This is a genomic window from Enterobacter chuandaensis, assembly GCF_039718975.1.
In the GTDB taxonomy this organism is placed as follows: Bacteria; Pseudomonadota; Gammaproteobacteria; order Enterobacterales; family Enterobacteriaceae; genus Enterobacter; species Enterobacter chuandaensis.
The window spans coordinates 3304420-3325664 of sequence record NZ_CP097173.1 but is presented as its reverse complement, the minus strand read 5'-3'; the positions used below and the strand labels follow the sequence as shown (position 1 = coordinate 3325664).

Here is a 21245-nt window from a genome sequence, read left to right as displayed (position 1 = left end):
CGTGATGGCAGGAAACAGTATTGGACAGTTATTCCGCGTGACCACCTTTGGCGAGTCGCACGGACTGGCGCTGGGCTGTATCGTTGATGGCGTACCGCCAGGCATCGAACTGACCGAAGCCGATTTACAGCACGACCTCGACCGTCGTCGCCCGGGCACCTCTCGCTACACCACGCAGCGTCGCGAGCCGGACCAGGTTAAAATTCTCTCTGGCGTCTTTGAAGGCCGCACCACCGGGACCAGCATTGGTCTGCTGATCGAGAACACCGATCAGCGTTCTCAGGACTACGGTGCTATCAAGGACGTCTTCCGTCCGGGCCACGCCGATTACACCTACGAGCAAAAGTACGGCTTCCGCGACTATCGCGGCGGCGGACGCTCTTCCGCGCGTGAAACCGCGATGCGCGTGGCGGCAGGGGCGATTGCTAAGAAATACCTGCAACAGAAATTTGGCATCGTCATTCGCGGCTGCCTGACCCAGATGGGCGACATCCCGCTGGCGATCAAGGACTGGGACCTGGTCGAGCAAAATCCGTTCTTCTGCGCCGATGCCGACAAGCTTGACGCGCTGGACGAACTGATGCGCGGCCTGAAAAAAGAGGGCGACTCCATTGGGGCGAAAGTCACCGTGGTGGCCGACGGCGTTCCGGCGGGCTGGGGCGAGCCGGTATTTGACCGTCTTGACGCTGATATCGCTCACGCGCTGATGAGCATCAACGCGGTGAAGGGCGTCGAAATTGGTGACGGTTTCGGCGTGGTGGCGCTTCGCGGCAGCCAGAACCGCGATGAAATAACGAAGGCGGGCTTCCAGAGCAACCATGCGGGCGGCATTCTCGGCGGTATCAGCAGCGGACAGCAGATTATTGCCAACATCGCGCTGAAGCCAACTTCCAGCATCACCGTGCCGGGCCACACGATTAACCGCTCTGGTGAAGAAGTTGAGATGATCACCAAAGGACGCCACGATCCGTGCGTGGGGATCCGCGCGGTGCCGATCGCAGAAGCGATGCTGGCGATCGTGCTGATGGATCACTTCCTGCGCCAGCGCGCGCAGAATGCGGATGTGACGACCACCATTCCACGCTGGTAAACATGAAAAAAACCGCAATTGCTCTGCTGGCGCTGCTTGCCAGTGGAGCCAGTCTGGCCGCCACGCCGTGGCAAAAAATCACCCATCCGGTGGCGGGGAGCGCACAATCTATCGGCGCCTTCTCTAACGGCTGTATCGTCGGGGCGCAGGAGCTGCCGCTGCAATCGAACACTTACCAGGTGATGCGTACCGACCAGCGTCGTTACTTCGGCCACCCGGATCTGGTGCTGTTCATCCAGCGACTGGGAAATCAGGTGCATAACCTGGGGCTGGGGACGATGCTGATTGGCGATATGGGGATGCCTGCCGGTGGCCGCTTTAACGGCGGGCACGCCAGCCACCAGACCGGACTGGATGTCGATATCTTCCTGCAGCTACCGAAAACGCGCTGGACGTCTGCGCAACTGCTGAAACCGCAGGCGCTGGATCTGGTGGCGCGCGATGGCAAAAGCGTGGTGCCCTCGCTCTGGACGAGGGAGGTTTCCAGCATGATCAAGCTGGCAGCAGAAGATAACGACGTCACGCGGATTTTCGTTAACCCGGCCATCAAGCAGCAGCTCTGTCTGGATGCGGGAACCGACCGCGACTGGCTGCGCAAAGTACGCCCGTGGTTCCAGCATCGTGCGCATATGCACGTTCGTCTGCGCTGCCCGGCGAACAGCCTGGAATGTGAAGATCAGCCGTTACCTCCGCCAGGCGATGGCTGTGGTTACGAACTGCAAAGCTGGTTTGAGCCAGCAAAACCTGGAACCTCTAAGCCTGAGAAGAAGACACCGCCTCCGTTGCCGCCTTCCTGCCAGGCGCTACTGGATGAGCATGTACTTTAATGGATAATTTCGTCGATCTGTTTATGGTGTCACCGCTGCTGCTGGTGGTGCTGTTCTTCGTGGCCATGCTGGCCGGTTTTATCGATGCGCTCGCGGGCGGCGGAGGGTTGTTAACCGTGCCCGCGCTGCTGGCGGCAGGCATGAGCCCGGCGCAGGCGCTTGCTACCAACAAACTCCAGGCGTGCGGCGGCTCGCTTTCTTCTTCGCTCTATTTTGTTCGCCGCAAGGTGGTGAATCTCGCCGACCAGAAGCTCAATATCCTGATGACGTTTATTGGCTCGACGGGGGGCGCCTTGCTGGTGCAGCATGTGCAGTCGGACATTTTGCGCCAGATCCTGCCGATTCTGGTTATCTGCATCGGCCTCTATTTCCTGCTGATGCCTAAGCTCGGCGAGGAAGACCGGGCGCGACGACTGCACGGCCTGCCGTTTGCGCTGATTGCCGGGGGCTGTGTGGGTTTTTACGACGGTTTCTTCGGCCCGGGCGCAGGCTCGTTTTACGCGCTGGCGTTCGTGACGCTGGCCGGGTTTAACCTCGCCAAATCCACCGCCCATGCCAAAGTACTGAACGCGACCTCAAATGTCGGCGGCCTGCTGCTGTTTATCATAGGCGGCAAGGTCATCTGGGCAACCGGCTTTGTGATGATGGCAGGGCAGTTTTTGGGCGCGCGCGCGGGCTCGCGTCTGGTATTAAGCAAAGGGCAAAAGCTGATCCGCCCGATGATTGTTATCGTCTCGGCGGTGATGAGCGCCAAACTTCTTTATGACAGCCATGGACAGGAGATCCTCACCTGGTTGGGTATGAACTAATGAACAGTACGCATAAATACGAACAGCTGATCGAGATCTTTGACGGCTGTTTTGCTGATGATTTTAATACCCGTCTGATTAAAGGCGACGACGAACCGATCTATCTTCCTGCTGATGCAGAGGTTCCGTATAACCGCATTGTCTTTGCCCACGGTTTTTACGCCAGTGGTTTGCACGAGATTTCGCACTGGTGCATCGCGGGGAAAGCCCGGCGCGAACTGGTGGACTTCGGCTACTGGTACTGCCCGGACGGGCGTGACGCCGCCACCCAGGGGCAGTTTGAGGATGTGGAAGTCAAGCCGCAGGCGCTGGAGTGGCTATTCTGCGTCGCGGCGGGTTTCCCGTTCAACGTAAGCTGTGACAACCTCGAAGGTGACTTCGAGCCAGACCGTATCGTCTTCCAGCGCCGCGTGCATGCGCAGGTGATGGAATATCTTGAGAAAGGCATCCCGGAACGTCCGGCGCGCCTGATCGAGGCTTTACAGAATTATTACCACACGCCGGAGATCACGGCGGAATGCTTCCCTTGGCCGGAAGATCTTTAACAGAGGAAAGAAGATGATCGCAGAATTTGAATCACGCATTCTGGCGTTAATTGATGACATGGTGGAACACGCCAGTGATGATGAGCTGTTCGCCAGCGGTTATCTGCGTGGTCACCTGACGCTGGCAGTAGCTGAGCTGGAAGCAGGTGACGATCACTCTGCCGACGCCGTTCACGCTGAAGTCACTCGCAGCCTGGAAAAAGCCATTCTGGCCGGGGAGCTCTCTCCGCGCGACCAGTCTCTGGTACTGGGCATGTGGGACAATTTGTTCCAGCAGGCTAAACGCTAAGCTGCCTTCTCTTCCCTCTCCCCTCTGGGGAGAGGGCCGGGGTGAGGGGATTTGACTGCACCCTACTTAATCATTTTCCCCTTCAGCAGTTTCCGTACCCACAGCCGATTCGGGTTCAGTCCTGCAAGCGTGGTTCTGTCCAGCGGAACAGGCTCGCCGCTCATTTGCGCGGCTAACACCTCTGCCAGCAGCGGCGCGGAACACAGCCCGCGAGACCCTAATCCACCCAGCATATACAGCTCCGGATAAACCGGCGCGCTTACCGCGTTATCCCGGTTATCAGCAAGGTCCTGATAGGCCTCAAGCGTTGCCTCATAGTCCGGCACATTTCCCGCCATCGGCAGATGATCGCGGGTGGCACAGCGCACGCCGCAGCGCGCTTCCCCCGCGCTGACGTCAACCTCCTTCGCCCACGCCGCGTTCGGGAAACAGTCAATCAGGCGCTGGCGGTTCTGCGCCTGATCCGCTTCGCTGTAGCGCATATCCGCTTCGCCACGATGGTAGCTGGCACCGATGCAGTGATGAGCATTTGACGGATTTTGCGGCGTCAGATAGCCGTCATAGCACAGCACCTGACGCAGCTTGCTCAGTTCGGGCGCGGAAGGAATATGACTTACCTGGCCGCCAACCGGATAAACCGGCAACGTCTCTGTCTGGATAAACTGGCTGATGTTATGTCCGTTTGCCAGCACAACGCTGGCATGCTGTGCCGCTTTGCCATCAGCAAAATGCAGATTCCAGTGCTCTCTTCGGCTAAGCGATTCAACCTTGTGGGCATAGTGCACCGTCAGCCCGCGTGACTGCGCCAGGCTAATCGCCGCCGCGGTCAGTTCAGCCGGGCACAGCCAGCCGCCGAGCGGATAATGAATACCGCCACAGCCGGTGTCCACGCCCGCGGTGTCTGCCACTTCCTGCGCGCTTACCGCGCGGGCAATCTCCTCCGGCAGACCCAGCGATAGCATCTGCGCGATTTTTTGTTGGCTCTTCTCATCCCAGCCGAGCTGCGTCACGCCGCACCAGTCATGGTCGAATGCCACTGGCAGCCCGTCGTACAGGCGACGGGCGAAGGTAAAGGCCGCAGGGAAAAACTGGAACAGTGCCGGGTCGTGCGCGCTTAAAAGCGGATAAAGCGCGCCCTGACGGTTGCCAGAGGCCCCGCTGGCGGGCATCTCGTCAGCACAATAGAGCGTTACCTCCCAGCCACGATGCACAAGCGCGAGCGCGAGCAGGGCGCTGGCGATCCCTCCGCCAATGATTGCCACTTCGCGAGATGTGCTCGCGCTGCGCGCAAACCAGGGGGCCTGAGCGGGAATATCCAGCGTCTGATCCATTCTGCCGACCAGCATGTCGCGCTTGCGGCCAAAGCCTTTGGTCTTCTGCATGGTAAAGCCCGCGTCCTGCAGGCCGCGGCGAACAAAGCCTGCAGAGGTAAAGGTGGCGAGCGTTGCGCCAGGACGCGCCAGACGCGCCATCGCGCTGAACAGATGCTGGTTCCACATATCCGGATTTTTGGCGGGGGCAAAGCCGTCCAGGAACCACGCGTCCACCGTCTGGTTCATCGAGTCGTCGAGCGTATCGGTGAGGTCGTTGATGTCGCCCAGCCATAAATCCAGCGTCACCCGTCCGCCGTCCAGAATCAGACGGTGGCAGCCGCCGATATGCGGCGGCCATTGCGCCTGAAGCTGTTCGGCCCAGGCGGCAAGTTCCGGCCAGCGCTGATGGGCGAGCCGCAGATCGTGTGCGGTAAGCGGAAATTTTTCAAAACTGATGAAATGTAATCTTTGGAGCGTAGCCTCAGGATGGGCAGCGTGGAACTGATCAAATGCCTGCCAGAGGGTCAGAAAATTGAGCCCGGTGCCGAATCCGCTTTCCGCGACAACGAACAGGCTCCGCGGGTGCGCCGGGAAGCGGGTGCTGAGCTGGTTTCCGTCGAGGAAAACATAGCGGGTTTCTTCGAGTCCGTTATCATTAGAAAAATAGACGTCATCAAAATCTCGGGAAACAGGTGTACCCTCAGCGTTGAATTCGAGGTTGGCGGGTTGTATAGCGTTTTGTTTCACGTAAGTTACTCGTCTGACAGGCAGTGGCACGATCTTAACGATGTGAGTCCATCGGTGCAAATTTCCGCAGAAAATGTCTGATCGGACTTGTTCGGCGTACAAGTGTACGCTATTGTGCGACTCGAAACTTTTTATAGTGCGACTTACAGAGGTATTGAATGAAACGTGCAGTGATTACTGGCCTGGGCATCGTTTCCAGCATCGGTAATAACCAGCAGGAAGTCCTGGCATCTCTGCGTGAAGGACGCTCCGGGATCACTTTCTCTGAAGAGTTTAAAGATTCTGGTATGCGTAGCCACGTATGGGGTAACGTCAAACTGGACACCACCGGTTTGATTGACCGTAAAGTGGTTCGTTTCATGAACGATGCCTCTATTTATGCTTATCTCTCCATGCAGGAAGCGATCAAAGATTCTGGCCTGAGTGAAGAGGTTTATCAGAACAACCCGCGCGTGGGCCTGATTGCCGGTTCCGGCGGCTCATCAAAAGCGCAGGTATTCGGCGCTGACGCCATGCGTAGCCCGCGTGGTCTGAAAGCGGTAGGTCCGTACGTGGTCACTAAAGCCATGGGTTCTGCGGTTTCCGCATGCCTGGCGACCCCGTTCAAAATCCACGGTGTGAACTACTCCATCAGCTCCGCGTGTGCAACTTCCGCACACTGTATCGGCAACGCGGTTGAGCAGATCCAGCTGGGTAAACAGGACATCGTGTTTGCTGGCGGCGGCGAAGAGCTGGGCTGGGAAATGGCCTGTGAGTTCGACGCGATGGGCGCACTGTCCACCAAGTACAACGAAACCCCAGACAAAGCCTCCCGTACCTATGACGCGCACCGTGACGGTTTCGTCATCGCGGGCGGCGGCGGTATGGTTGTGGTTGAAGAGCTGGAGCACGCGCTGGCGCGCGGCGCGCACATCTACGCTGAGATCGTGGGCTACGGCGCGACGTCCGACGGCGCCGACATGGTTGCACCGTCCGGTGAAGGCGCGGTGCGCTGCATGAAGATGGCGATGCACGGCGTTGATACCCCAATCGACTACCTGAACTCCCACGGTACCTCTACGCCGGTAGGCGACGTGAAAGAGCTGGGCGCGATCCGTGAAGTGTTCGGCGACAACAGCCCGGCTATCTCCGCAACCAAAGCGATGACTGGCCACTCTCTGGGTGCGGCTGGCGTGCAGGAAGCGATCTACTCTCTGCTGATGCTGGAAAACGGCTTTATCGCCCCAAGCATCAACATCGAAGAGATGGACGAGCAGGCGGCTGGCCTGAACATCGTGACCAAACCAATGGACGCGACGCTGACCACCGTTATGTCCAACAGCTTCGGCTTCGGCGGCACTAACGCCACGCTGGTTATGCGCAAGCTGAAAGCATAAGCGTTTGAATGTATAATAGAAGGGAGCCGGAAGGCTCCCTTTTTTTATGCCTGAACACGGAGTTATGCATGAAGGCTGTTACCCCCGAGAAGGGCACTCCTTCTGGGAACCTCTCTCTTTTCCGCATCGCCTTTGCGGTATTCCTGACCTACATGACCGTCGGCCTGCCGCTGCCGGTGATCCCGCTGTTCGTTCATCAGGAGCTGGGCTATGGCAACACCCTGGTCGGCATTGCGGTGGGCATTCAGTTTTTAGCCACGGTGTTAACCCGCGGGTACGCCGGTCGGCTGGCGGATCAGCACGGTGCAAAACGCTCGGCGTTGCAGGGCATGTTTGCCTGCGGGCTGGCGGGCGGCGCGTGGCTGCTGGCCGCTCTCCTGCCGGTCGATGCCGCGTATAAATTTGCGTTGCTGGTGCTAGGGCGTTTAATCCTTGGCTTTGGTGAAAGCCAGCTTCTGACCGGCACCCTGACCTGGGGGATGGGGCTGGTAGGACCCGCGCGTTCCGGCAAAGTGATGTCCTGGAACGGCATGGCTATCTACGGCGCGCTGGCCGCGGGCGCACCGCTTGGGCTGCTCATCAATAGCCAGTTTGGATTTGCGGCGCTGGCCGCAACGACGATGGTATTGCCGCTGCTGGCGTGGGCGTTTAACGGTTCGGTACGTAAGGTGCCCGCTCACAAAGGCGAGCGCCCATCCCTCTGGAGTGTAGTTGGACAGATCTGGCAGCCGGGACTCGGGCTGGCGCTGCAGGGCGTAGGCTTCGCGGTGATTGGCACCTTCGTCTCGCTCTATTTTATGAGCCGCGGCTGGGCGATGGCGGGCTTTACGCTTACCGCGTTTGGCGGCGCGTTTGTGCTTATGCGCGTCCTGTTCGGCTGGATGCCGGATCGCTTTGGCGGTGTGAAGGTGGCGGTAGCGTCACTGGTGATTGAAACCATTGGGCTGGTGCTGCTCTGGCAGGCACCGGTCGCCTCCGTTGCGCTGCTGGGTGCGGCGCTTACCGGTTGCGGCTGTTCGCTGATCTTCCCGGCGCTGGGCGTGGAGGTAGTGAAACGCGTGGCCCCGCAGGTGCGCGGTACGGCGCTGGGCGGCTATGCGGCGTTTCAGGATATCTCATACGGAATTACCGGGCCGCTGGCCGGGGTGTTAGCCACCTCGTTTGGCTACCCGTCTGTCTTCCTGGCCGGTGCGGTTTCTGCCGTGGTGGGGATTGTGGTGACGCTGGTGGCGTTTCGCAGGTCGTAGTTTTATGCCCGGTGGCGCTCCGCTTACCGGGCCTACAACCGCACGAACCGTAGGCCGGGTAAGGCGTAGCCGCCACCCGGCAGTTTTAGGCAACCAGCCAGAAAATCGCCAGCGCAATCAGTAGCGCAATCAACATCAGCCCCGGACGGGCAGAGAGCGTTCTGAATGTCTCCACAACGGGCGCAAACAGCGGACTGTAGATCGGCTGAATGTTTCTTACCTCCGGCGCGCCGCCTTCCCGCTCGGCGCGGCGAACGAAGATCTGATTGAGCACATCCTGCACCTGCGCGGTGGTCAGCACCGTTTGCGGCGTAGCCTGCCAGTTCTGTTGGGCGTAATCCCGAATCATATCGAACTCGTGCGGTTCCAGCGGCTGTTTCAGCGCCGCCTGGAGGCTATGCAGGGTAGGGGCGCTCTGAGTGCTGAGCGTCTGGCGCGCCTGGAGCCAGGTCGCCAGATGGGTAAACTGCTTCGCCGGGATCAGCTCACCGTCCTTCACGCCGGAGAGTTCCAGCATGGATTGCCAGATAAGCTTCGTCGACTCGCCGGTAGCGGCAGCCAGTTTCGTCACCATCTGATTCAGCGTGTTGTGTTCGGCAGGCAGCAGCGGGCGCTCGGTTGACGGACGCTGCTGCGGCTGCGGGATGGTCAGCTGATTGTTTTGCAGTAGCGTCAGCACGGTTTTCAGCTGGTCTGGCGTCAGCTGGCCCAGGGCGGTCTGGCCGTACTGCTGGCGGATAAAATCACTGACTGCCTGGCGGTTATTTCCCTGGCCCAGTAGCTCGGTCAGCTGTGCGACAATCTGGCGCGTGGTGTGGTTCTGCTGCGCGGTAGTAATACGCTGGTTCAGGTTTTGCTCGGCGGCAGGGAAATGGCGCGACTGCAGCGGTGCATCGTTTCTCACGCCTAAATCATGCTTCACCCCGGCCCAGACTTCCGCGTTTTGCTGTGAAGTCAGCGCAATCAGGCGCGTGATCAGTCGCTCCAGCACGGTGCGCTGTTGCGTGGATAGCGGTTGTTCACCGGCAACGTTTGGCGTGACAGGGCCTTCACCCGGAGGGCGTGGCGGCGTACCTGAAATAGGCTGCATCGTCAAAAATCCTTAAAGTCAAAACTCAGCGTAAACCCGGCATACGTATATGCCTGGCGGCCAGATTATGGCACACTTGGCAGGTTTTCTTCCTCTCAAACAGGTACTCAGACGTGAAAATCCTCGTTGATGAAAATATGCCTTATGCCCGTGAGCTGTTTAGCCGCCTGGGTAACGTTAAGGCTGTCCCTGGTCGCCCAATCCCGGTCAACGAACTGGATGACGCAGACGCGCTGATGGTGCGCTCGGTGACCAAAGTAAATGAGGCGTTGCTTGCCGGTAAAGCGATCAAGTTTGTCGGAACCGCAACGGCAGGGACCGATCATGTGGATGATACATGGCTGAAGCAGGCGGGGATCGGGTTTTCCGCCGCGCCGGGCTGTAACGCCATTGCCGTCGTGGAATATGTCTTCTCTTCCCTGCTGATGCTGGCCGAGCGCGACGGTTTTGCGCTGAAAGACCGCACCGTGGGGATTGTCGGCGTGGGTAACGTCGGCTGGCGCCTGCAAAAGCGCCTTGAAGCGTTGGGGATCCGCACGCTGCTCTGTGACCCGCCGCGCAAAGACAACGGTGAGGAAGGGGATTTCCGCGCGCTGGATGAGCTGGTTGAGCAGTGCGATGTGCTGACGTTCCACACGCCGCTGTTTAAAGAGGGGCCGTATAAGTCTCTGCATCTGGCCGATGAGACGCTAATTCGCCGTTTGAAGGCTGGCACTATTCTGATAAATGCCTGCCGTGGCCCGGTGGTGGATAATGCCGCGCTGCTGAAATGTCTGAATGAAGGGCAAGATCTCAGCGTAGTGCTGGATGTCTGGGAGCCGGAGCCGGATCTCAACGTTGAGCTGCTGAACAAGGTGGATGTAGCCACCGCGCATATCGCCGGTTACACGCTTGAAGGCAAAGCGCGTGGCACGACGCAGGTGTTTGAAGCTTACAGCGCCTTTATCGGTCATCCGCAGCAGGTGGCACTGGATACCTTACTCCCCGCACCTGAATTTGGTCGCATCACTCTGCACGGCCCGCTCGATCAGGCAACGCTGAAAAGGCTGGTGCATTTGGTGTATGATGTGCGCCGCGATGATGCACTGCTGCGTAAGGTGGCGTGGATCCCGGGTGAGTTTGACAAGCTGCGCAAGAATTACGTTGAGCGTCGCGAGTGGTCTTCCCTGTATGTGATGTGCGATGACGCAGCGGCTGCGACATTGCTGAAAAAACTGGGTTTTAACGCCGTCCATCACCCGGCGCATTAATGTCTTCTTAATGCTCCCTGTCGGATACTCCGGCAGGGACGCTTTTTTATTTCTGGAGTAAACCACCATGTCTGAAGGCTGGAACATTGCCATTTTAGGTGCCACGGGTGCTGTGGGTGAAGCCCTGCTCGAAACCCTTGCCGAGCGTCAGTTCCCGGTGGGAGAAATATATGCCCTGGCGCGCACCGACAGTGCGGGCGAACATCTGCGTTTTGGCGGTAAATCCGTGATGGTTCAGGATGCTGCCGCGTTTGACTGGACCCAGGCGCAGCTGGCGTTTTTTGCCGCGGGTGCAGAGGCAACGGCGTCTTATATTGAAGAAGCGACCAATTCAGGCTGTCTGGTGATCGACCTGAGTGGTCTGTTCTCCCTTGAGCCGGACGTGCCGCTGGTGGTCCCGGACGTCAACCCGTTTGTGCTGGCTGACTACCGCAACCGTAACGTCATTGCGGTACCGAACAGCCTGACCAGCCAGTTGCTGACCGCGCTGAAGCCGCTGATCGACGACGGCGGCCTGTCGCGCATTACCGTGACCAGCCTGCTGTCCGCGTCGGCGAACGGTAAAAAAGCGGTCGATGCGCTGGCAGGGCAGAGTGCGAAGCTGCTGAACGGCATCCCGATCGACGAAGATGATTTCTTTGGCCGCCAGCTGGCGTTCAACATGCTGCCGCTGCTGCCGGATCGTGAAGGTTCCGTGCGCGAAGAGCGTCGTCTCGTCGATGAAGCCCGCAAAATTTTGCAGGATGAAGGTCTGATGATCTCCGCCAGCGTCGTGCAGTCCCCGGTCTTCTACGGCCACGCGCAGATGGTCGGCTTTGAAGCCCTGCGTCCGCTGGCGGCTGAAGAAGCGCGCGACGCGTTTGGCCGCGGTGAGGACATTGTCCTTTCCGAAGAGAGCGAATTCCCGACCCAGGTGGGCGACGCTACCGGCAGCGCGCATCTCTCCGTTGGCTGCGTGCGTAACGACTACGGTATGCCGGAGCAGGTTCAGTTCTGGTCCGTTGCGGACAACGTTCGCTTTGGCGGCGCGCTGATGGCGGTCAAGATCGCTGAGAAGCTGGTGCAGGAGTATCTGTACTGATGTCCGAAGTGGAACAAAAGCCGGTTCATAAAATTGCCCTCGGTATTGAATACGATGGCAGTAAATACTATGGCTGGCAGCGTCAGAATGAGGTGCGCAGCGTCCAGGAGAAACTGGAGAAAGCGCTCTCTCAGGTGGCAAACGAGCCGATTAACGTCCTGTGTGCAGGGCGCACGGACGCGGGTGTTCACGGCACGGGGCAGGTGGTGCACTTTGAAACCACCGCCGTGCGTAAGGATGCAGCCTGGACGCTGGGTGTAAATGCGAATTTGCCTGGTGACATCGCGGTGCGTTGGGTGAAAGCTGTGCCGGATGATTTTCACGCGCGCTTCAGCGCCACCGCGCGTCGCTATCGCTATGTCATCTACAACCAGCGTCTGCGTCCGGCGGTGTTAAGCCAGGGTGTGACGCATTTTTATGAACCGCTCGATGCTGAACGTATGCATCGCGCGGCGCAGTGTCTGATTGGTGAAAATGACTTCACGTCGTTTCGTGCGGTGCAGTGTCAGTCCCGCACGCCGTGGCGTAACGTCATGCACATTAACGTCAGTCGTTTTGGCGCGTATGTGGTGGTGGATATCAAAGCCAATGCCTTTGTACATCATATGGTGCGGAATATTGTAGGCAGCCTGATGGAAGTGGGTGCCGGACACCAGCCGGAGAGCTGGATTGCAGACCTGCTGGCAGCGAAGGACAGAACGCTTGCGGCAGCCACGGCGAAAGCGGAAGGGCTGTATCTGGTTTCGGTAGACTATCCGGATCGGTTTGACCTGCCAAAGCCGCCAATGGGGCCGCTATTTTTAGCGGACTAAACAAAGGTGCAATTAAGGCTTAGACAATATGGATGTAATACGTTTTCTGATTGATTTCATTCTGCATATTGATGTTCACCTGGCGGAGCTGGTCGCGCAGTACGGCGTCTGGGTTTACGCCATTCTGTTCCTGATTCTGTTCTGTGAAACCGGTCTGGTCGTTACCCCGTTCCTGCCGGGAGACTCGCTGCTGTTCGTGGCCGGTGCGTTATCTGCCCTGCCAACCAATGACCTGAATGTCCACCTGATGGTCGTGCTGATGATCGTCGCGGCGATTATCGGTGATGCGGTCAACTACACCATCGGGCGGGTGTTCGGTGAGCGGTTGTTCAGCAATCCGGACTCGAAAATTTTCCGCCGCAGCTATTTAGACAAGACCCATGCCTTCTATGAACGTCATGGCGGAAAAACCATTATCCTTGCGCGTTTTGTGCCTATTGTGCGCACATTTGCACCGTTTGTGGCGGGAATGGGCCATATGTCCTATCGTCATTTTGCGATGTATAACGTGGTAGGCGCACTGCTGTGGGTGCTGCTGTTCACCTATGCAGGCTACCTGTTTGGCGATTTGCCGGTGGTTCAGGAAAACCTTAAGTTACTGATTGTAGCGATTATTGTGCTTTCCGTACTGCCTGGCGTCATCGAAATTATCCGTCACAAACGCGCGGCGGCAAAGCAAGCGAAGTAAATGCACCCTGGCGGTTCGACCACTTTTTTATCCAAAGTTTCGGGCTGTTATGTTTTAATGTGCAACATTCATGGTCTGTTGGAGGCAAAAATGGCATTATTCGCCTCTTACAGCAAAACTGGCATACGACCAGGTTCAGGCAGAAAGGTTATCAATGAGCTGGATTGAACGAATTAAAAGCAACATTACCCCAACGCGCAAAGCGAGCATTCCTGAAGGGGTATGGACGAAGTGTGATAGCTGCGGCCAGGTTCTGTATCGCGCAGAGCTGGAACGCAATCTTGAGGTGTGTCCGAAGTGTGACCACCATATGCGTATGTCGGCGCGCAACCGCCTGCATAGCCTGCTGGACGAAGGTTCTCTGGTAGAACTGGGCAGCGAGCTTGAGCCAAAAGACGTGCTGAAGTTCCGCGACTCCAAAAAATACAAAGATCGTCTGGCCTCTGCACAGAAAGAGACCGGCGAGAAAGACGCGCTGATCGTCATGAAAGGCACCCTGCATGAGATGCCTGTAGTTGCCGCCGCGTTTGAGTTCTCCTTCATGGGGGGCTCAATGGGTTCTGTCGTGGGTGCACGTTTTGTGCGTGCCGTTGAGCAGGCGCTGGAAGACAACTGTCCGCTGATCTGCTTCTCCGCCTCCGGTGGTGCACGTATGCAGGAAGCGCTGATGTCCCTGATGCAGATGGCGAAAACCTCTGCGGCGCTGGCGAAAATGCAGGAGCGCGGTCTGCCGTACATTTCCGTGCTGACCGACCCAACAATGGGTGGCGTATCTGCAAGCTTCGCGATGCTGGGCGACCTGAACATTGCCGAGCCAAAAGCGCTGATCGGCTTTGCCGGTCCTCGCGTTATCGAGCAGACCGTACGTGAAAAACTGCCGCCGGGCTTCCAGCGCAGTGAGTTCCTCATTGAGAAAGGCGCTATCGATATGATCGTCCGCCGCCCGGAAATGCGCCTGAAACTGGCAAGCGTCCTGGCGAAGCTGATGAATCTGCCTGCGCCGAACCCGGATGAGCCGCGCGAAGGCGTGGTGGTACCGGATCAGGAACCCGAGGCCTGATAACTGAAAAGGGCAGGGCCGATTGGCGCTGCCCTTTTGCTTTCTAATCTGTTAATGACAACCGGGCATTATGGAAAATAAAAGCATTCCCCAAGCCACGTCGCCCCTGGCCGCGTGGCTTTCTTATCTGGAAAACCTGCACAGTAAAACCATCGATATGGGGCTTGAGCGCGTAAGCCAGGTCGCCACGCGTCTTGACGTGCTCAAACCGGCGCCTTTCGTGTTTACCGTCGCGGGCACCAACGGTAAAGGTACGACCTGCCGCACGCTGGAATCTGTCCTGATGGCCGCGGGGTACAAAGTTGGCGTGTACAGCTCTCCCCACCTGGTCCGCTATATCGAGCGGGTTCGCGTGCAGAACAGCGAGCTGGCGGAATCTGCCCATACGGCGTCGTTCGCGGCTATCGAAGCTGCGCGCGGGGAAACCTCATTAACCTATTTTGAATACGGCACCCTGTCGGCGTTGTGGCTGTTCAAACAGGCGCAGCTGGACGTGGTGATCCTGGAAGTGGGGCTGGGCGGACGTCTTGATGCCACCAATATGGTGGATGCGGACGTGGCGGTGGTCACCAGCATCGCGCTGGATCATACCGACTGGCTGGGTCCGGATCGTGAAAGCATTGGCCGCGAGAAGGCCGGCATTTTCCGCGCGAATAAGCCCGCCGTGGTTGGCGAGCCAGACATGCCGCACACCATCGCTGATGTAGCAAACGAGAAGGGCGCTCAGTTGCTGCGCCGCGGCGTTGACTGGCAGTATGAGGTGCAGGACAACGGCTGGCGCTTCAGCGATGCGCAGGGCGCGCTGGACAACCTGCCGCTGCCGCAGGTACCGCAGCCGAATGCGGCAACCGCGCTCGCGGCACTGCGCGCCAGCGGATTAACGATAAGCGAGCAGGCGATCCGCGACGGCATTCAGAATGCGCTGCTGCCGGGTCGTTTCCAGATTGTCAGCGAGTCACCGCGTCTGATTCTCGACGTGGCGCACAACCCGCATGCGGCGGCGTATCTCGCAGGACGTCTCAAATCGTTACCAAAAACCGGGCGCGTGCTGGCGGTTATCGGTATGCTTCATGATAAAGATATCGGTGGAACGCTGGCCTGCATGGAGAGTGTGGTCGATAGCTGGTATTGTGCTCCTCTGGAGGGGCCGCGCGGCGCGACGGCTGAGCAGTTGATGGAACATCTCGGCAAAGGCGCAATCTACAGTAGCGTGGCGCAGGCCTGGCAGGCCGCGATGGCGGAGGCTAAACCAGAAGATACCGTGCTGGTGTGTGGCTCTTTCCACACGGTGGCACATGTCATGGAAGTGATGGACGCGGGGAGAACCGGTGGCGAGTAAGTTTCAGAACCGTTTAACAGGAACCATTGTGCTGGTCGCGCTCGGGGTGATTATTCTTCCCGGGCTGCTCGACGGGCAGAAAAAGCATTATCAGGACGAGTTTGCAGCCATTCCGCTGGTACCGAAGCCGGGCGACCGCGATGAGCCGGATATGCTGCCTGCGGCGACCCAGGCGCTGCCTGCTCAGCCGCCTGAAGGGGCGGCGGAAGAAGTTCGCGCGGGCGATGCCGCTGCACCGTCGCTCGATCCGTCACGTCTGGCGGCGAATAACAACATTGAAATTGATCCGGTGCCGGTAGAGAAGCCTAAGCCTGTTGAAAAACCGAAGCCGAAACCGCAGCGTGATAAAGCGGCAGAACAGCTCGCCGCAGCGTCAGAGACGCCTCCGCCAGCAAAACCGACGCAGCAGGACGCTGCTGCCCCAACGGGCAAAGCCTACGTGGTGCAGCTCGGTGCGCTGAAAAATGCGGACAAGGTGAATGAGGTGGTGGGTAAACTGCGCAGTGCGGGATACCGTGTTTACACTTCACCTTCCACGCCGGTGCAGGGTAAAATTACCCGTATCCTCGTGGGGCCAGAAGCGTCTAAAGACAAACTGAAAGGGTCGCTGGGTGAGCTGAAGCAGATCTCCGGGTTGAGCGGTGTGGTGATGAGCTACAGCGCGAACTGATAAGATTTCCCCCTCACCCCGGCCCTCTCCCCAAAGGGGAGAGGGTGAAAATCGCATCGAGCGCGTTTGTATCATACTGCATCGTACAGTCCCCTCTCCCCTTTGGGGAGAGGGTTAGGGTGAGGGGCGTTGAACATTTTTTCAGCGCCTTTTTTATTTACGCGCGGGAAGGAAATCCCTACGCAAACGTTTTCTTTTTCTGTTAGAATTCGCCCCGAACTGGATGACAGGGCGTTTAATCGTGGGACACATATGGTCTGGATTGATTACGCCATCATTGCGGTGATTGGTTTTTCCTGTCTGGTTAGCCTGATCCGTGGCTTTGTTCGTGAAGCGTTATCGCTGGTAACCTGGGGTTGTGCTTTCTTTGTTGCCAGTCATTACTACACTTACCTGTCTGTCTGGTTCACGGGCTTTGAAGATGAACTGGTCCGAAATGGAATCGCCATCGCGGTGCTGTTTATCGCGACGCTGATTGTCGGCGCTATCGTCAATTACGTGATAGGTCAGCTGGTCGAGAAAACCGGTCTGTCAGGAACGGACAGGGTGCTCGGCATCTGTTTCGGGGCGTTGCGAGGCGTGCTGATTGTGGCCGCGATCCTGTTCTTCCTGGATACCTTCACCGGGTTCTCCAAAAGTGAAGACTGGCAGAAATCGCAGCTCATTCCGGAGTTCAGCTTCATCATCAGATGGTTCTTTGACTATCTGCAAAGCTCGTCGAGTTTTTTGCCCAGGGCATAAACCCTGAGATGTGGCTTAACGAGGAAAAGACGAATGTGCGGTATTGTCGGTATCGCCGGTTTCATGCCGGTAAACCAGTCGATTTATGACGCGTTAACGGTGCTTCAGCACCGTGGGCAGGATGCTGCGGGTATCATCACCATTGATGCAAACAACTGCTTCCGTTTACGTAAGGCGAATGGCCTGGTAAACGATGTGTTTGAAGCCCGCCATATGCAGCGTCTACAAGGTAATATGGGGATCGGTCACGTTCGTTATCCTACTGCTGGCAGTTCCAGCGCCTCTGAGGCACAGCCTTTCTACGTCAACTCACCGTATGGCATCACGCTTGCCCATAACGGCAACCTGACCAACGCCCATGAGCTGCGTAAGAAGCTGTTCGAAGAGAAACGTCGCCACATTAACACCACCTCTGATTCAGAAATCCTGCTCAATGTGTTCGCCAGCGAGCTGGATAACTTCCGCCACTACCCGCTGGAAGCAGACAACATCTTTGCTGCCATTGCCGCGACCAACCGCCAGATCCGCGGCGCGTACGCCTGCGTGGCGATGATCATCGGTCACGGCATGGTGGCTTTCCGCGATCCAAACGGCATTCGCCCGCTGGTGCTGGGCAAGCGCGACCTCGGCGATGGCCGTACCGAATATATGGTTGCCTCTGAGAGCGTGGCGCTGGATACCCTGGGCTTCGAGTTCCTGCGCGACGTTGCGCCGGGCGAAGCGGTCTATATCACCGAGAAGGGCCAGCTGTTTACCCGCCAGTGTGCAGATAACCCGGTCAGCAACCCGTGCCTGTTCGAATACGTTTACTTTGCCCGCCCGGACTCTTTCATCGATAAGATTTCCGTCTACAGCGCGCGCGTGAATATGGGCACGAAGCTTGGCGAGAAGATTGCCCGCGAGTGGGACGATCTCGACATCGACGTGGTTATTCCTATCCCGGAAACCTCCTGCGATATCGCGCTGGAAATCGCCCGCATTCTGGACAAGCCGTACCGTCAGGGCTTCGTGAAGAACCGCTACGTTGGCCGCACTTTTATCATGCCGGGCCAGCACCTGCGTCGTAAGTCCGTGCGCCGTAAGCTGAACGCCAACCGCGCGGAATTCCGCGATAAGAACGTTCTGCTGGTGGATGACTCCATTGTTCGCGGCACCACCTCTGAGCAAATTATTGAGATGGCGCGCGAAGCAGGGGCGAAGAAAGTCTACCTGGCGTCTGCCGCACCGGAGATTCGCTTCCCGAACGTGTACGGCATTGATATGCCAACCGCCAACGAGCTGATCGCTCACGGTCGTGAAGTGGATGAAATTCGCCAGATCATCGGTGCCGACGGCCTGATTTTCCAGGATCTGAACGATCTCATCGACGCGGTGCGCGCCGAGAACCCGGAAATTCAGCAGTTCGAATGCTCCGTGTTTAACGGCGTCTACGTGACGAAAGACGTTGACCAGCAGTACCTCGACTATCTTGATTCGCTGCGCAACGACGATGCGAAAGCCGTTCAGCTGCAAAACGATCTCGAAAGCTTAGAGATGCACAACGAAGGTTAATCTCTCTGCAGGTGAGGGCGCTCGCCCTCACTTGCAACTCCCCGCAAAATCCTGCACAGTCAGCCCAGAATTCAGCAAGGGCGAAATCATGAAACGACTCATCATAGGCATTAGCGGTGCCAGCGGCGCGATTTACGGCGTTCGTCTGCTACAGGTTTTACGGAACGTGGCAGAAGTGGAAACGCATCTGGTAATGAGCCAGGCGGCGCGGCAGACCCTCTCCCTTGAAACGGATCTCTCCCTGCGTGATGTTCAGGCCCTGGCGGACGTAGTCCACGATGCGCGCGATATCGCCGCCAGCATCTCCTCAGGCTCGTTTAAAACCGCCGGCATGGTTATCCTGCCCTGTTCCATTAAAACGCTCTCCGGGATTGTGAACAGCTATACCGACACCCTGGTGACGCGCGCGGCGGATGTGGTGCTAAAGGAGCGTCGACCGCTGGTGCTTTGCGTGCGGGAAACGCCGCTGCATCTGGGCCATCTTCGCCTGATGACCCAGGCCGCCGAGCTGGGCGCGGTGATCATGCCGCCGGTTCCGGCGTTCTATCATCGCCCGCAGTCGCTGGACGATGTCATTAACCAGACCGTTAACCGCGTGCTGGATCAGTTTGACATCGACCTGCCGGAAGATCTCTTCACCCGCTGGCAGGGTGCCTGATACTGTGCACAAATGCTGTGCATGAAAAGAGACGTTGCCCTGTTTCAGGGCAATTATGCAACGGCGATCATATCCTCGACATTTAATTCGTTTTTTCCCTTTTTCTCTCTCCGGTTCGTTCGGCAGACCTGCTATCTTTCACCATTAAGGCAATATCGCAACGTTTTATTAACATATTTAACGTCGAAGTTTTGATCAGACGGCAATGTGGCATAAGACCTGCAAGAGAAGCCTGCAACACAACACAATACATAATAAAATCACGGTACTTGAGGGTAAATGTATGAAGAAGACGGTTCTGGCTCTGTCTTTGCTGGTGGGGTTAAGTGCGGCAGCAGGTAGCTACGCAGCGCTTCCACAGACGGTTCGTATCGGTACAGACGCAACCTACGCGCCATTCTCTTCCAAGGATGCGAAAGGCGATTTCGTGGGGTTTGATATCGATCTGGGAAATGAAATGTGCAAACGTATGGAAGTGAAATGCACATGGGTGGGCAGCGACTTCGACGCGTTAATCCCGTCGCTGAAAGCCAAGAAAATCGACGCCATTATCTCTTCTCTCTCCATCACCGAAAAGCGTCAGCAGGAGATTGCCTTCTCTGACAAGCTCTACGCTGCGGATTCTCGTCTGATTGCCGCCAAGGGCTCCCCGATTCAACCGACCATCGACTCGCTGAAAGGCAAGCATGTGGGCGTGCTCCAGGGTTCGACCCAGGAAGGTTACGCGAATGCGAACTGGCGCGAGAAGGGCGTCGACGTGGTGGCTTACCAGAACCAGGATCTGATCTACTCTGACCTGGCGGCAGGCCGTCTGGATGCCGCGTTCCAGGATGAAGTCGCCGCGAGCGAAGGCTTCCTGAAGCAGCCTGCGGGTAAAGACTACACCTTTGCGGGACCGTCCGTGAAAGACAAAAAATACTTTGGTGACGGCACCGGTATCGGCTTGCGTAAGGACGATAAAGAGCTGAAAGCCGCCTTTGACAAAGCGTTCACGGAGCTGCGCAAAGACGGTACTTACGACAAACTGGCGAAAAAATACTTCGACTTCAACGTCTACGGTGACTAACGCACCGACATGGTGCGTCGCGGGTGTGGATGATTCAGTATGGTGCAACGTGTGCACCATATTGGGTCGCCACGTGCATACTTAAGCATTTATAATGCAAAAATTCCCGTCTGGAAGGCATTATTCTTTGCCTGACAGCGGGGATTAATGGCACATTAATGCCACCCCGTCGTCGTAAAAACCGTATGAAGACAGTTTGTTGAGGACAAATATGAAAAAACTCGTGTTGTCACTATCTCTGGTACTGGCCTTTTCCAGCGCCACCGCGGCATTCGCAGCTATTCCGCAGAAAATCCGTATTGGTACCGATCCAACCTATGCCCCGTTTGAATCGAAGAATTCAAAGGGTGAACTGGTGGGTTTTGACATCGATCTGGCTAACGAGCTGTGCAAACGCATCAAAGCGCAGTGTACCTACGTCGAAAACCCGCTGGATGCGCTGATCCCATCCCTGAAAGCCAAAAAAATCGACGTGATTATGTCCTCGCTTTCCATCACCGAGAAACGTCAGCAGGAGATTGCCTTCACCGACAAACTCTATGCGGCCGATTCCCGTCTGGTGGTGGCTAAATCTTCTGATATTCAGCCAACGCTTGAGTCGCTGAAAGGGAAACGCGTGGGCGTGCTGCAGGGCACCACGCAGGAAACCTACGGTAACGAACACTGGGCACCGAAGGGGATTGAAATCGTCTCCTATCAGGGTCAGGAAAATATTTACGCAGACCTGACGGCAGGCCGTATTGATGCGGCATTCCAGGATGAAGTTGCGGCAAGCGAAGGTTTCCTGAAGCAGCCGGTAGGCAAAGATTACAAGTTCGGCGGTCCGTCCATTAAGGACGAGAAGCTCTTTGGCGTGGGCACCGGTATGGGCCTGCGTAAAGAAGACAACGAACTGCGTGAGGCGCTGAACAAAGCGTTTGCTGAAATGCGCGCTGATGGCACCTACGACAAGCTGGCGAAAAAGTACTTCGATTTTAATGTGTACGGCGGCTAATC

21 protein-coding genes are annotated in these 21245 nt (G+C 57.4%); 19 read left to right on the top strand and 2 right to left on the bottom strand.

The window, feature by feature from the left end; genetic code table 11:
* The first annotated feature begins 4 nt into the window (after positions 1 to 4).
* Genes aroC through MX657_RS16060 form a run of 5 tightly spaced genes read left to right on the top strand, consistent with a single transcriptional unit; the run spans position 5 to position 3560 of the window.
* Positions 5 to 1090, top strand: coding sequence for a chorismate synthase (gene aroC, locus MX657_RS16080; protein WP_218727056.1), 1086 nt, complete (start codon positions 5 to 7; stop codon positions 1088 to 1090).
* Between the two features lie 2 nt (positions 1091 to 1092).
* Positions 1093 to 1917: a penicillin-insensitive murein endopeptidase gene (gene mepA, locus MX657_RS16075; RefSeq protein WP_217479097.1), complete on the top strand. Its 825-nt coding sequence runs from the start codon at positions 1093 to 1095 to the stop codon at positions 1915 to 1917.
* Positions 1917 to 2726 carry a sulfite exporter TauE/SafE family protein gene (locus MX657_RS16070; protein WP_080328528.1) on the top strand — a complete coding sequence of 270 codons (810 nt, stop codon included), beginning with the start codon at positions 1917 to 1919 and terminating at the stop codon, positions 2724 to 2726. The genes mepA and MX657_RS16070 overlap by 1 nt, the downstream gene beginning before the upstream one ends.
* Positions 2726 to 3271, top strand: coding sequence for an elongation factor P hydroxylase (locus MX657_RS16065; protein WP_045330974.1), 546 nt, complete (start codon positions 2726 to 2728; stop codon positions 3269 to 3271). Before MX657_RS16070 ends, MX657_RS16065 begins: the two co-directional genes overlap by 1 nt.
* 13 nt (positions 3272 to 3284) lie before the next feature.
* Positions 3285 to 3560, top strand: a complete 276-nt coding sequence (locus tag MX657_RS16060) for a YfcL family protein (RefSeq protein ID WP_028013966.1) — start codon at positions 3285 to 3287, stop codon at positions 3558 to 3560.
* Positions 3561 to 3622: 62 nt separating this feature from the next.
* Here MX657_RS16060 and mnmC read toward each other — a convergent pair whose 3' ends face one another.
* Positions 3623 to 5620, bottom strand: a complete 1998-nt coding sequence (mnmC, locus tag MX657_RS16055) for a bifunctional tRNA (5-methylaminomethyl-2-thiouridine)(34)-methyltransferase MnmD/FAD-dependent 5-carboxymethylaminomethyl-2-thiouridine(34) oxidoreductase MnmC (RefSeq protein ID WP_346806153.1) — start codon at positions 5618 to 5620, stop codon at positions 3623 to 3625.
* Between the two features lie 158 nt (positions 5621 to 5778).
* Here mnmC and fabB point away from each other — a divergent pair, with 158 nt between their 5' ends.
* Together fabB and MX657_RS16045 are read left to right on the top strand one after the other, a co-directional pair.
* Positions 5779 to 6996, top strand: a complete 1218-nt coding sequence (fabB, locus tag MX657_RS16050; protein WP_028016207.1) for a beta-ketoacyl-ACP synthase I — start codon at positions 5779 to 5781, stop codon at positions 6994 to 6996.
* 68 nt (positions 6997 to 7064) lie between these two features.
* Positions 7065 to 8243, top strand: coding sequence for an MFS transporter (locus tag MX657_RS16045; RefSeq protein ID WP_252001979.1), 1179 nt, complete (start codon positions 7065 to 7067; stop codon positions 8241 to 8243).
* A gap of 85 nt (positions 8244 to 8328) precedes the next feature.
* Here the strand turns inward: MX657_RS16045 and flk are convergent, their stop codons facing one another.
* Positions 8329 to 9333 carry a flagella biosynthesis regulator Flk gene (gene flk / locus MX657_RS16040; RefSeq protein ID WP_265194649.1) on the bottom strand — a complete coding sequence of 335 codons (1005 nt, stop codon included), beginning with the start codon at positions 9331 to 9333 and terminating at the stop codon, positions 8329 to 8331.
* Between the two features lie 113 nt (positions 9334 to 9446).
* Between flk and pdxB the strand changes: the two genes are divergently transcribed.
* The 12 genes from pdxB (at position 9447) to hisJ (ending at position 21243) form a co-directional block, all read left to right on the top strand.
* Positions 9447 to 10583: a 4-phosphoerythronate dehydrogenase PdxB gene (gene pdxB, locus MX657_RS16035; RefSeq protein ID WP_346806152.1), complete on the top strand. Its 1137-nt coding sequence runs from the start codon at positions 9447 to 9449 to the stop codon at positions 10581 to 10583.
* 67 nt (positions 10584 to 10650) lie between these two features.
* Entirely contained in the window at positions 10651 to 11664 is a 1014-nt protein-coding gene (locus MX657_RS16030) for an aspartate-semialdehyde dehydrogenase (RefSeq protein WP_080328533.1), read from the top strand.
* Positions 11664 to 12476: a tRNA pseudouridine(38-40) synthase TruA gene (gene truA / locus MX657_RS16025; protein WP_119915426.1), complete on the top strand. Its 813-nt coding sequence runs from the start codon at positions 11664 to 11666 to the stop codon at positions 12474 to 12476. Before MX657_RS16030 ends, truA begins: the two co-directional genes overlap by 1 nt.
* Positions 12477 to 12504: 28 nt before the next feature.
* Positions 12505 to 13164, top strand: coding sequence for a DedA family protein (locus MX657_RS16020; RefSeq protein WP_061097521.1), 660 nt, complete (start codon positions 12505 to 12507; stop codon positions 13162 to 13164).
* Positions 13165 to 13318: 154 nt separating this feature from the next.
* A complete protein-coding gene (gene accD, locus MX657_RS16015) occupies positions 13319 to 14224 on the top strand; it encodes an acetyl-CoA carboxylase, carboxyltransferase subunit beta (protein WP_014884667.1) in 906 nt (301 codons plus the stop codon).
* Between the two features lie 70 nt (positions 14225 to 14294).
* Positions 14295 to 15563 (top strand): bifunctional tetrahydrofolate synthase/dihydrofolate synthase, encoded by a 1269-nt coding sequence (folC, locus tag MX657_RS16010; RefSeq protein WP_346806151.1) that lies wholly within the window; start codon positions 14295 to 14297, stop codon positions 15561 to 15563.
* Entirely contained in the window at positions 15553 to 16233 is a 681-nt protein-coding gene (gene dedD / locus MX657_RS16005) for a cell division protein DedD (RefSeq protein ID WP_346806150.1), read from the top strand. Before folC ends, dedD begins: the two co-directional genes overlap by 11 nt.
* Positions 16234 to 16485: 252 nt before the next feature.
* Positions 16486 to 16974, top strand: a complete 489-nt coding sequence (gene cvpA / locus MX657_RS16000; protein WP_000262116.1) for a colicin V production protein — start codon at positions 16486 to 16488, stop codon at positions 16972 to 16974.
* A gap of 33 nt (positions 16975 to 17007) precedes the next feature.
* Entirely contained in the window at positions 17008 to 18525 is a 1518-nt protein-coding gene (gene purF / locus MX657_RS15995) for an amidophosphoribosyltransferase (RefSeq protein ID WP_014884664.1), read from the top strand.
* 88 nt (positions 18526 to 18613) lie between these two features.
* Positions 18614 to 19183: a UbiX family flavin prenyltransferase gene (locus MX657_RS15990; protein ID WP_048958028.1), complete on the top strand. Its 570-nt coding sequence runs from the start codon at positions 18614 to 18616 to the stop codon at positions 19181 to 19183.
* A 283-nt stretch (positions 19184 to 19466) separates the two neighbouring features.
* The gene (argT, locus tag MX657_RS15985; protein ID WP_346806149.1) at positions 19467 to 20249 is read left to right on the top strand and encodes a lysine/arginine/ornithine ABC transporter substrate-binding protein ArgT; all 783 of its coding nucleotides are present in this window, start codon (positions 19467 to 19469) and stop codon (positions 20247 to 20249) included.
* 211 nt (positions 20250 to 20460) lie between these two features.
* On the top strand, positions 20461 to 21243 hold the full coding sequence (gene hisJ / locus MX657_RS15980; RefSeq protein WP_047367997.1) for a histidine ABC transporter substrate-binding protein HisJ: 783 nt from the start codon (positions 20461 to 20463) through the stop codon (positions 21241 to 21243).
* The last annotated feature ends 2 nt before the right edge of the window (positions 21244 to 21245 follow it).

Bases quoted from the DNA above. Each gene is read 5' to 3' on its own strand.
- aroC (WP_218727056.1), top strand. From the start codon at position 5: ATGGCAGGAAACAGTATTGGACAGTTATTCCGCGTGACCACCTTTGGC.
- mepA (WP_217479097.1), top strand. From the start codon at position 1,093: ATGAAAAAAACCGCAATTGCTCTGCTGGCGCTGCTTGCCAGTGGAGCC.
- MX657_RS16070 (WP_080328528.1), top strand. From the start codon at position 1,917: ATGGATAATTTCGTCGATCTGTTTATGGTGTCACCGCTGCTGCTGGTG.
- MX657_RS16065 (WP_045330974.1), top strand. From the start codon at position 2,726: ATGAACAGTACGCATAAATACGAACAGCTGATCGAGATCTTTGACGGC.
- MX657_RS16060 (WP_028013966.1), top strand. From the start codon at position 3,285: ATGATCGCAGAATTTGAATCACGCATTCTGGCGTTAATTGATGACATG.
- fabB (WP_028016207.1), top strand. From the start codon at position 5,779: ATGAAACGTGCAGTGATTACTGGCCTGGGCATCGTTTCCAGCATCGGT.
- MX657_RS16045 (WP_252001979.1), top strand. From the start codon at position 7,065: ATGAAGGCTGTTACCCCCGAGAAGGGCACTCCTTCTGGGAACCTCTCT.
- flk (WP_265194649.1), bottom strand. From the start codon at position 9,333: ATGCAGCCTATTTCAGGTACGCCGCCACGCCCTCCGGGTGAAGGCCCT.
- MX657_RS16030 (WP_080328533.1), top strand. From the start codon at position 10,651: ATGTCTGAAGGCTGGAACATTGCCATTTTAGGTGCCACGGGTGCTGTG.
- truA (WP_119915426.1), top strand. From the start codon at position 11,664: ATGTCCGAAGTGGAACAAAAGCCGGTTCATAAAATTGCCCTCGGTATT.
- MX657_RS16020 (WP_061097521.1), top strand. From the start codon at position 12,505: ATGGATGTAATACGTTTTCTGATTGATTTCATTCTGCATATTGATGTT.
- accD (WP_014884667.1), top strand. From the start codon at position 13,319: ATGAGCTGGATTGAACGAATTAAAAGCAACATTACCCCAACGCGCAAA.
- folC (WP_346806151.1), top strand. From the start codon at position 14,295: ATGGAAAATAAAAGCATTCCCCAAGCCACGTCGCCCCTGGCCGCGTGG.
- cvpA (WP_000262116.1), top strand. From the start codon at position 16,486: ATGGTCTGGATTGATTACGCCATCATTGCGGTGATTGGTTTTTCCTGT.
- purF (WP_014884664.1), top strand. From the start codon at position 17,008: ATGTGCGGTATTGTCGGTATCGCCGGTTTCATGCCGGTAAACCAGTCG.
- MX657_RS15990 (WP_048958028.1), top strand. From the start codon at position 18,614: ATGAAACGACTCATCATAGGCATTAGCGGTGCCAGCGGCGCGATTTAC.
- argT (WP_346806149.1), top strand. From the start codon at position 19,467: ATGAAGAAGACGGTTCTGGCTCTGTCTTTGCTGGTGGGGTTAAGTGCG.
- hisJ (WP_047367997.1), top strand. From the start codon at position 20,461: ATGAAAAAACTCGTGTTGTCACTATCTCTGGTACTGGCCTTTTCCAGC.